We start from the raw sequence: 667 nt of genomic DNA, 5'->3' as shown, positions 1-667 counted from the left end.
GCGGCGTTATATGCAATCTGGCATAACCCTACCGTCCTATCTATAGTTAGTATGTTTCGTCGGGCTAGGAGAGAAACATATGAACATCTTCAGATTAATCGCACTTACTTTATTAGTTATTACTTCCTTTACTTCCCAAGCTATTGAGCGCCAACTTGGTGAAAACTGGTGTTGGGCTGCTTCAATCCAAGATGTTTTGCGACAGGCAAATATTTATCAAAGCCAGCAGCAGATAGCTACGGTATTGGATGGTAGACCTATAGATAGACCTGCTCATGTCAATGAAGTTGTAGGACTATTGAACTATTACCAATTCAGGGCTTGGGTGGTCAATAGACCTGCCTCACCTAATGAGCTTTACCAGACTTTAGCAAGTGGATGGAAGCTTATTGCGTTTGTAAGACCAAGCAATGGGGCTGTAGGGCATTTTATCGTACTGCAAAGAATGAATAATAGTGGCGGAATAGAAGTATCCGATCCTTGGACGGGTCAAACTTACGTTAACTCACTTAACCAGTTATATTCACAATGGCGCTGGGGAGCTTCTGTAGTTGTTGGAGCCCCTATGTAATACTAAGCATATAACAAAGCATTTAAGAGTGATTCGCAACGCTTGGCAGTTTCGCTTCGCTCAAGTGTAGCCAAGCGCTGCTCACACCTTAATGCG

General features: G+C 43.2%; 1 protein-coding gene. It reads left to right on the top strand.

All coding sequences use genetic code 11. From position 1 onward, the window contains the following. Nucleotides 1-79 precede the first annotated feature (79 nt). Entirely contained in the window at nucleotides 80-571 is a 492-nt protein-coding gene (locus OCT63_RS21380; RefSeq protein WP_161688572.1) for a papain-like cysteine protease family protein, read from the top strand. Nucleotides 572-667: the final 96 nt, after the last annotated feature.

Origin of the sequence: Vibrio sp. RW (genome assembly GCF_027587105.1) — a bacterium.
Taxonomy (GTDB): Bacteria; Pseudomonadota; Gammaproteobacteria; order Enterobacterales; family Vibrionaceae; genus Vibrio; species Vibrio toranzoniae.
This window is presented reverse-complemented; position numbering and strand designations above follow the sequence as displayed.

Coding starts and splice junctions, on each gene's coding strand:
- OCT63_RS21380 (WP_161688572.1), top strand. CDS start 80: ATGAACATCTTCAGATTAATCGCACTTACTTTATTAGTTATTACTTCC.